The sequence below is a fragment of the Acinetobacter sp. CIP 51.11 genome (assembly GCF_000369665.1).
In the GTDB taxonomy this organism is placed as follows: Bacteria; Pseudomonadota; Gammaproteobacteria; order Pseudomonadales; family Moraxellaceae; genus Acinetobacter; species Acinetobacter lwoffii_S.
In genome coordinates, this window is the sequence record NZ_KB850127.1 from 1 (window position 1) to 8,204 (window position 8,204).

Here is an 8,204-nt window from a genome sequence, read left to right on the forward strand (position 1 = left end):
GACACATAAAGCGACCCAAATAGAAGAATTACTGCCACATCGCTGGAAATCCAACTCAAATTAAAAAATAGGCATGGGGTTCAGCGGACGCTTACATAGATCGTTAACTTAGATAGACTTTTAAGCAATGTAACTTGCCGCATGTTTATCAACATATGTCTCAAAAAAGTCTGCCCATACATAGATTTATGGCGTTTAGTGCTTAAATTTCAGATTAATCTTCGTCTGATGACCTGAATGGATGTTACAGATTACATGCAGGTGAATTACTCTGTGGCTGTATCATGGCTTTTGTGCAATCCAATCCATTTGATCCGAATGTTCTCTTTTGCAATAAAGCAGCCTCTTCTGCTTTTCCTGAACCAACGAACTATGTCATTGATTTGATTCAACCGACAACAGTGATGCTGAATCAAATCTCCAAAGAAGGGATTAAATGCAAGAAATATGGTAAGAAAAAGATAGGGGATGGAAGTTATTATCCGTCTAATTGGAACCAGCCCATGAGTCGAGATCAGTTGAGTAAGAATCATTTTAAATGAATAAGAGAAGGATGGCTTACCTCACTTCTCCGAATAACAATGCTATGCTTTTCAACCAAGGTTATAAATTGGCAACTACATTTCATTCTTCTTCATGCTGGTCCTATAGCCTGTAGACAATTACTACATCATTTGCATTCAATGCTCAATACAGCCTGTCAGCAGAACCGCAGCGATACTTTTTTTCGTGCATACATGTAGTGTTTAAATCCATTCATTTTTCAATGATCCTCTGCCGTTTATCACATTTATGGTCGATCTTTAACCTTGTGAAAAATGCACATACCGATCCCTTCAAACTGTCAAATTTATGTATGCATGACATTTAAAGAAAATTATCTGATCAATTTTTTTAGGTAAAATTCATCAAGAAAAAAGTTATTATTATTCATAACATCACCAATAACCACATAAAAACAATAATTTAATAAATTATTCTTCCAATTTTTTTATATTTAGTGTTATTACCTCTAAATCCATGTTTACCACCTTCTATTACATAAGTAATTTAGAAGTATCCACGATATAAATTGCTTGCCCTCACACCTCTCCCCTCTCACGCCCAAAAAATTTATACTGAAAGGCAGATTAAGCCCGTTCGAGTTACATATAGCCGCATGCTATATTGAAAGCATTAAGAAAATATCCTCAATATTTATAGGATTTTTAAAGTATGAACTAATTTTCGAAGAACCCTTTCTAAGTAATGTGACCTATTAGGAAAAATGAAAATACTGAAATCTCCGTATCAACAATCAGTCAAAGTACATCCTGATGATTTTCTGTAACCGATACCCAAGGACTATACCTACCCTTCTGATGTGCTGTGCAACAAAGCCCTCCTTAGCCACACTATAGCTATAGATTAATTCCATTATTTTGTGATTTAATTAAATTATTCATTCTTAAGACCCAATTTAATGGATTTATATTTCACTAAACCAGAAGAAGTTGTGACTCTTTTAGGTGAGCGTTTACGTAAGCAACGACTCTTTCTGGAGATGTCTCAAGCTGAGGTAGCAGCACGCGCTGGTGTCGGCGTGAATACAGTTTCGAATCTTGAAGCGGGACGAAATGTATCTGTTGAAAATTTAGTCCGTATTGCAATGGTCTTGGGTCGATTAAACGAACTTCAGGAACTATTTAAACCTCAGCTTAACAGTGTGAATGACATTCTTCGCTATGAGAGTCAAAGTAAGCGCCACCGTATTAAGAGGAAGGGATAATGCTCAATAGACTTAATGTTTATTACAACGGTTGGGGCGAATCATGGTTATGGGGAACGCTGATTAGTTCAACAGCCACGACAGGTAGACCCACCATTGCTTTTGAATATAGTCCAGAAGCAATACAGCAAGGTGTTGAGCTCTCTTCTTACTTGCTGCCTTTAAAAGGTCTACCATTCAGACAAGGTTTTCCTACTCATCAAATGGGACTCCCAGGTCCAGTCTATGACGCTTTACCAGATGGTTGGGGCATGATGTTGATGGATCGATATTTCAAAAAAATTGGCTTAAATTCAGCACGAATTGGACCTTTGGAGCGTCTGACCTATATTAGTAGTCACGCAATGGGTGCCCTCTCCTTTGAACCTTGTGTTGCTGACATGCAAACCTCAGAAAATATCCCTTTACAACAACTGGCCCAGGAAGTTCAAGAAGTACTCAAAGGTGAAGGTGGTGAATTTCTACAGCATTTATTGGTCATGGGTGGCTCCCCTCAAGGTGCCAGACCAAAAGCGTTGGTTTACCGAGATCCTGTCAATTTAGAGTTTTCGACTCAAGATTCTGATCAACATGAAGCCTGGCTGATTAAGCTTCCTGCTCAGCAAGAGCATCCTGAAGTCTGCGCCATTGAAGCCGTCTATGCAGAATGTTTGCGACTTTGTGCAATTGAGACTCCAGATACCCATTTCTTTAATTTGCCCAATGGTTTAACGGCTTTTGCTTCTAAACGATTCGATCGTCAAAATGGTATGCGGATTCCAATGCAGAGTTTGGCTGCATATACAGGAGCAGACTATAAAGTTCCAGGTAGCCTAGACTATCGCAATTTTCTCCGGGCAACCTTGATGTGTACGCAAGATGTACGAGAAAGATTGCATGCTTTTAAACGTGCTGTGTTTAATGTGCTTTTCAATAATCGGGATGACCATACTAAGAACTTTTCATTTCTCATGGAGAAAAATGGTCAATGGAAATTGGCTCCAGCCTATGATGTGACCTTCTGCGAGGGTCCAGGTGGTTATCATCAAATGGACATTATGGGAGAAGCGCTCAATATTTCCCGAAATGACATACATAAACTCGGTACTTCAGAAGCTAATCTGACTACTCTAGAAGTCGATGAGATCATCTTGACCATGCGTGAAATTGCACTTCAATTTAGTCAAATTGCGCAGCGCCTGTATCCCCATCAAATTCGAGAATCTACCCTACAGATGATTCAATCACGGATTCAACAGAATATTGATTTTTTAACTGAAACCTAAGCGTAAATATAAACTAAGCGCCAACCATCAACTGCAAATAGACTTTGATATAGTTAGTCGCTACATAATCTGTAGAACCTGTGAATTAGCTCTCTTTATAATCACGAATATTAGATGGATCACCGCTAAGATATATTCTGCAAACGTGAAATCACTACATCCAGATCGAAAATCACTAAGAAAAAACTGTCACCAAAAAAAGGTCTGCACTATGGATAGATGCAGACCAAACTCTGGATAACTACCAGCACGAGAAATATGTCGCAATTTTGCATAGACATGAATTTGATAAAATCAGCCCAGAAAGCCAGAAATTCATAAAAACTATTTCATCAATCCCCTATAACTTAATCACGTTCATGGTCGATCTTAAATCTTGTGAAAAGTACTCATGCTGACCTAGCCAAACTGTAAAACTCATGTATTCATAGCCTTTAAATGAATCTTTCAATCGGTATATTTAAGGTAAAAACTAGTAATCAGAAGTTATTATCACCCCCATATAAAACAAGGATCAACTTAAAAACAATAACTTAGTAAATTATTCTTCCATTTTTTTTATATTTAGTGTTATCTTTAGAACTAGAATTCGGTAAATTGATAAGTTCTTTGAGCATTTCACAAATTAATCCAGTCAACAGATAACCATACTGATGCCCTTCTTGTTCAATTTTAGTCCATTGAGTTAAACCAGCCAGAATTTTATGTTCCGTCACAATTCTCTTTTTTTTAATAGTAACCTGGATTTTTTCTGCAGCAGCATACAACTCATTCTTATTTTGAACGTCGAAATCTTTGAAAATAGCTTTTTTTTCACCAAGTGACTGATTTACCCACTTTTCCAATACTTTGATTTCTTCGTGTAGATCTGACAATCCATCAGTATTAGTCATACAGTTACCATAATTTTTCAGGGTAAAAATTGATTTTCAGGTTTCGTTCTAACTTGAGCTTGAAGTTTTTAGGCAAACCAAAATATTTTTTATAAGTTCTTTGAGTCAATTTTTTAACACAACGCTGCGGTTTTGACTCCACTCTCATATGTTCTGATAACTTCAGACTTAAGGCCTCGGACAATTGAGTAAAAAAACAAGTAAATAGCACAGCATGCACCTCTTTATGTTGGTGCTTTTTAACCTCTTCAGTTTCTTCAGGAGCTACATCAATTGTATCGAGTAACCACTTTAAAATTTCAAATTCATCAACGTCTTGATTGTCTTTTGCTGCCTGGTCAAGCATTCTTTTGATTTCATCATCCATCTTATTTTTAAGATCCAATACAAAATCTTGAATAAAGTCTGGTAAATCTAATATCAAAACGTAACTTAACTTGGTGAAAACTTCAGGTGTTTTTTTTGCATGCCCAATTTTTTCTATCATGACTCTCTCAATCGATACTGGCTATACAAGCTCAATACAGTTGAAATGGTTAATTTCTAAATTTACTACTTAGGCCCAACAGAATATCTTTAGCCTAAAAATACCGATTATGATGTTATATGTTTCTATCCAGCTAACACAGAACAGCTCAATGAGTTAACGTGATATATCACGTAATAACTTTACCATTTGATTTTCCAATATCAAAGTATCGCGATGTCTATATAAGGTTTATCAACAAATCAAAATATTTAAATTATTTGCCAGTAAAGTTATGAAGTTATGAAGTTATGAAGTTATGAAGTTATGAAGTTATGAAGTTATGAAGTTATGAAGTTATGAAGTTATGAAGTTAGGTTATTTAATCTTATAGATTGAATAACCTCTTCCATTCTCTATTTTATTTAAAACTTTTATCAACGAGCTGCTTAAAATCTTCTAAATTCTGCTCTGCCAGTGACTCTAAAGCTATTCTTACAATACTAGATCTGTTAACACGAGCGTTATTACTTTTGATAATTAACTCATCAATTAATTCACTTAATTCTTGGTTCAAAGAAAAGGTACAACGAACGAATTTCTTTTGTGAAACTTCTAGATCCTTAACTCTTTTATCAGCTCCAGATATGAAATTTTCAACCAGTTTATCCTGATCTGAAAGCTCGTCAGTTTTCTTTTTTAAACCGCTAAGACCTGCCATAGTTATACTCCTAAAAACTCTTGAGCTATCCCTTCAATTTCTGCTTTTGCCTTAGGATCACTTGTTACTTCAAAAACAGATAAGCCATTTTCATCTGCATCATCATAAACATTTCGATTTGTCGTGATGTGGTCTAATGCTTTTATTCCGAACGATACACAGGCTTCTTTAGCATCTAAAATTCGCTGTACTTGTGACGGTAATGTTGGGCATTGTGTAATGATTGCTCTTGCATTCAAATCTGGATTCACTGCTCGTGCCAGTTTTAATACTTGTTCCATATGATCCAAAGTCTTTAGATCTCTACGTTTAGGCCTAAAAGGCAAGAGCATATGTGTTGCTATAGTCATAGCAGAACGTAATGCTTCCGAATCTTGTCCACCAGCATCAATGATAATATCTTCATATCTTTTTGATAAATCTTTTAAAACTTGACGAATATTGCCTGAAGCTTGTACAGATGGAATATTTTTTAAATCCTCATTCTCATCACGTTCTTTAATCCAGTCAGTTGTTGTGCCTTGAGGATCTGCATCTAGAAGCAGAATATCTCTATTCTTTTCTTGTAAATAAACTGCTAAGTTTTGGGCAAGGCAGCTTTTACCAGCTCCGCCTTTTTCACCACCTACTAAAATAATCATAAGTTATGTAAGTTACGTAATTTTGTTGAAAATAATGTACAAGTTTCAATCTCATGAATCAACTATTGTGAAAAATAAAGTTAAAAAAAAGTTATCCACAAGTAATGTTCTTTTTTAATTTTATATATATTTTATAAATTTATATTTATAGAACCTCTGAATGCCTTATGAAGTCCAGTTTTCAGAGGTTTTATATGGACGTTTTCCTGACAATAAGTAGACATTTTCCTTTATTTAAATGGACGTTTTCCTGACAATAAGTGGACGTTTTCCTTTATTTAAATGGACGTTTTCCTTTATTTAAATGGACGTTTTCCTGGCATAAATAGATCTTCCATTAATGGACATTAAGTGTTAATGTCTATTAATGGAATTTATTTCTTTAATCACAATATGGCAAATCTAATTTATAAAGACAATAACTTGATTGAAGCATCTTATGCATTGACTCTGTCTGAACAACGCTTAATTTTAGTTGCAATTATTGCAGCTAGGGAAATTGAAAAAGAGCTTACATCGGATACATTGCTAACAATACATGCGTCTGAATACATGAAGCACTTTAATTTGGGTCGTCAAGCGGCCTATGAGGCTCTTCAGGGAGCGTGTGATAACTTATTTGAACGTAGACTCACCTATAAGGCCATAGATCCTGTTACAGGTAAGCCAGCGGTCTACAAAAGCCGTTGGGTATCAAAAGTTGGCTATGTTAAAGAAGCTGCATGTGCTCAACTAATTTTTGCTCCTGATATTTTACAGCTTTTTGTAAAACTTGAAGAAAAGTTTACTCGTTATGAATTAAAGCAAATTTCTCAATTATCTAGTGTATACGCTATACGGCTGTATGAACTTTTGATTAGATGGCGTAGCAAAGGCAAGCTATATATTAGTATGGTTGAATTGCGTGATAAGTTAGGTCTACTTGAAAATGAATATAAAACCATGGGAGATTTCAAAAAGCGTGTATTGACGGTTGCCATAGATCAAATTAATAAACTTACTGATATCGACGTAAGTTATGAGCAGAAAAAAGAAGGGAGAACAATTACACATATCGAATTTTCTTTTAATCAAAAAGCTTCCTTAATTGTTAGTGATAAGGTACTGGAACCTGCATATCAGCTGACACCAAAACAATCTATATTTTTCGCTCAAAAATTGTGTGACCTTATCAAATATCCCGAATTCGGGGGGAAATATGCCAATGTAGGCGAAGAGATCGAAGCGTTTAAAGAAAGGATTTCACTTGAACTCCTCGACCCTGAAAAGGTAAAAAAGTATTATTCTGATTTGTTAAAAGTGGGCTATAAAGAAAAATATAAATCAGAAAAGTTATCATAACCTGAATAATAGAAATTTTTATTTTGAACACTACAAACCTATAGGAAAAATTTAGTCTGCCCTGGTAACCCTAGGGCGTGTCCTCATTTGAAGAATTGGTTTTAAATACTTAAAATCCTCCTTTGAGTTATTTTTATTTCTATATTTTCAATGGCACGTACTCTTCTTACCGATGATATCTGGCAGCAAATTCAAGATACTATGCGATTACATGGTTGCTACCGTTCAAAAAATAGTAGAAATATCATGGAAGTGATCTTATGGAAACTGCGTACAGGCGCCACATGGCGTGATATTCCTCAAGAATTTTGTCCTTGGCAAACTGCTTATAATCGTTTTAATCGTTGGGCAAGCAAGGGATTGTGGAATAAATTTTTTTTAGATTACGAGGCGTCTTGGATCAAGAATGGGTATTCATTGACGGAAGCTACATACGCGTGCATCAACATGCAAGTGGAGCTCGGAATGGTTTCGAAAGAGCAATTGGACAATCACGTGGTGGACGAACAACAAAAATACATCTTGCAACCGACGCGAATGGATTACCGATTGATTTTAAAATCACTGGGGGTGGCGTCCACGACAGTCAAGTTGCAAAACAACTGATTGATACTGTAGGCGAGGCAACTTATCTCATTGCTGATAAGGGGTATGATGCTGAGCACATTAGAATATATGCCCAGAACAAGGATATGATTCCCATTATTCCATTGAGATCAAACAGTAAGAGATCGAATAAGGTGTTTGATAAATATCTATATAAATTAAGACATTTAGTTGAAAATGTGTTTGCGAGATTGAAGCATTTCCGAGCGATTGCAACCCGATTTGATAAGCTTGCACGAAATTACCAGTCTATGATTTACATTGCTTGCATGTTTATTTGGTGTCAAGCCAAATGAGGACACGCCCTAGTTTTATAAACTGAAAATTATATGTTCCACTAGTACGAAGAACTGATCTGGATTAATTTGCCAGAAAGATGAAATTATAAAGTTACATAAGTTATGCAACTTACACAACTTACGATCTTATGTAATCCTGAGTAGAGTGATGCGATCGAAACCTCTCCCGGTAATGCTTGTCAGGGATTTGTCCATATATGGAAG

General features: G+C 35.7%; 9 protein-coding genes. 5 read left to right on the forward strand and 4 right to left on the reverse strand.

Annotated features, from left to right (window positions below; translation table 11 throughout):
- The first annotated feature begins 284 nt into the window (after positions 1–284).
- From F894_RS00005 to F894_RS00015, 3 genes are all read left to right on the forward strand, one after another.
- Positions 285–542 carry a hypothetical protein gene (locus F894_RS00005; protein ID WP_005245137.1) on the forward strand — a complete coding sequence of 86 codons (258 nt, stop codon included), beginning with the start codon at positions 285–287 and terminating at the stop codon, positions 540–542.
- A gap of 920 nt (positions 543–1,462) precedes the next feature.
- Positions 1,463–1,768: a helix-turn-helix domain-containing protein gene (locus F894_RS00010; protein WP_000366814.1), complete on the forward strand. Its 306-nt coding sequence runs from the start codon at positions 1,463–1,465 to the stop codon at positions 1,766–1,768.
- Positions 1,768–3,033, forward strand: a complete 1,266-nt coding sequence (locus F894_RS00015) for a type II toxin-antitoxin system HipA family toxin (RefSeq protein ID WP_005245138.1) — start codon at positions 1,768–1,770, stop codon at positions 3,031–3,033. Before F894_RS00010 ends, F894_RS00015 begins: the two co-directional genes overlap by 1 nt.
- Positions 3,034–3,566: 533 nt before the next feature.
- Here F894_RS00015 and F894_RS00020 read toward each other — a convergent pair.
- The 4 genes from F894_RS00020 to F894_RS00035 all read right to left on the reverse strand — a co-directional run bounded on the left by F894_RS00020 (position 3,567) and on the right by F894_RS00035 (position 5,754).
- Complete coding sequence (locus tag F894_RS00020; RefSeq protein WP_005245139.1) at positions 3,567–3,926, reverse strand: hypothetical protein; 360 nt, start codon at positions 3,924–3,926, stop codon at positions 3,567–3,569.
- A gap of 4 nt (positions 3,927–3,930) precedes the next feature.
- The gene (locus F894_RS00025) at positions 3,931–4,413 is read right to left on the reverse strand and encodes a hypothetical protein (RefSeq protein ID WP_005245140.1); all 483 of its coding nucleotides are present in this window, start codon (positions 4,411–4,413) and stop codon (positions 3,931–3,933) included.
- Positions 4,414–4,813: 400 nt separating this feature from the next.
- A complete protein-coding gene (locus F894_RS00030; protein ID WP_004969894.1) occupies positions 4,814–5,113 on the reverse strand; it encodes a hypothetical protein in 300 nt (99 codons plus the stop codon).
- A 2-nt stretch (positions 5,114–5,115) separates the two neighbouring features.
- Positions 5,116–5,754 carry an AAA family ATPase gene (locus tag F894_RS00035; RefSeq protein ID WP_004726798.1) on the reverse strand — a complete coding sequence of 213 codons (639 nt, stop codon included), beginning with the start codon at positions 5,752–5,754 and terminating at the stop codon, positions 5,116–5,118.
- A gap of 393 nt (positions 5,755–6,147) precedes the next feature.
- Between F894_RS00035 and repM the strand changes: the two genes are divergently transcribed.
- The gene (gene repM, locus F894_RS00040) at positions 6,148–7,095 is read left to right on the forward strand and encodes a replication initiation protein RepM (RefSeq protein ID WP_010117601.1); all 948 of its coding nucleotides are present in this window, start codon (positions 6,148–6,150) and stop codon (positions 7,093–7,095) included.
- A 150-nt stretch (positions 7,096–7,245) separates the two neighbouring features.
- Positions 7,246–7,997 (forward strand): IS5 family transposase gene (locus F894_RS14765; protein ID WP_416201975.1). Its coding sequence is split into 2 segments (ribosomal slippage): positions 7,246–7,474 and positions 7,474–7,997, totalling 753 coding nucleotides; the frame shifts between segments, so codons are not numbered across the junction.
- Positions 7,998–8,204: the final 207 nt, after the last annotated feature.

Excerpts from the sequence above, each read along its gene's own strand:
- F894_RS00030 (WP_004969894.1), bottom strand. The coding sequence starts at position 5,113 with ATGGCAGGTCTTAGCGGTTTAAAAAAGAAAACTGACGAGCTTTCAGAT.
- F894_RS00020 (WP_005245139.1), bottom strand. The coding sequence starts at position 3,926 with ATGACTAATACTGATGGATTGTCAGATCTACACGAAGAAATCAAAGTA.
- F894_RS00025 (WP_005245140.1), bottom strand. The coding sequence starts at position 4,413 with ATGATAGAAAAAATTGGGCATGCAAAAAAAACACCTGAAGTTTTCACC.
- F894_RS00010 (WP_000366814.1), top strand. The coding sequence starts at position 1,463 with ATGGATTTATATTTCACTAAACCAGAAGAAGTTGTGACTCTTTTAGGT.
- F894_RS00005 (WP_005245137.1), top strand. The coding sequence starts at position 285 with ATGGCTTTTGTGCAATCCAATCCATTTGATCCGAATGTTCTCTTTTGC.
- F894_RS00035 (WP_004726798.1), bottom strand. The coding sequence starts at position 5,754 with ATGATTATTTTAGTAGGTGGTGAAAAAGGCGGAGCTGGTAAAAGCTGC.
- F894_RS00015 (WP_005245138.1), top strand. The coding sequence starts at position 1,768 with ATGCTCAATAGACTTAATGTTTATTACAACGGTTGGGGCGAATCATGG.
- repM (WP_010117601.1), top strand. The coding sequence starts at position 6,148 with ATGGCAAATCTAATTTATAAAGACAATAACTTGATTGAAGCATCTTAT.